The following is a 322-nucleotide window of genomic DNA, read 5'->3' as shown; positions in this document are numbered from 1 at the left end:
TGAGCCATTAGCTCAGTTGGTAGAGCATCTGACTTTTAATCAGAGGGTCAGAGGTTCGAATCCTCTATGGCTCACCATTTAAGCGGGTGTGGCGGAATTGGCAGACGCACTAGACTTAGGATCTAGCGCCTGACGGCGTGGGGGTTCGACTCCCTTCACCCGCATATGCAGAAGTAGTTCAGCGGTAGAATACAACCTTGCCAAGGTTGGGGTCGCGGGTTCGAATCCCGTCTTCTGCTCCATTATTTTGCCGGGGTGGCGGAACTGGCAGACGCACAGGACTTAAAATCCTGCGGTAAGAGATTACCGTACCGGTTCGATT

Annotated in this window: 3 tRNA genes; all 3 read left to right on the top strand. The window is 52.8% G+C overall.

What is annotated here, in order from left to right:
• The first annotated feature begins 1 nt into the window (after position 1).
• Positions 2 to 77, top strand: a tRNA-Lys gene (locus tag ACSBRB_RS10650).
• A gap of 5 nt (positions 78 to 82) precedes the next feature.
• A tRNA-Leu gene (locus tag ACSBRB_RS10645) sits at positions 83 to 164 on the top strand.
• 3 nt (positions 165 to 167) lie between these two features.
• Positions 168 to 242, top strand: a tRNA-Gly gene (locus tag ACSBRB_RS10640).
• Positions 243 to 322 lie beyond the last annotated feature (80 nt).

Source organism: Staphylococcus auricularis (genome assembly GCF_051172115.1).
Taxonomy (GTDB): Bacteria; Bacillota; Bacilli; order Staphylococcales; family Staphylococcaceae; genus Staphylococcus; species Staphylococcus auricularis_A.
Note: the sequence above shows the minus strand (reverse complement) of the source record. Positions and strands in the feature narration are given on the sequence as shown.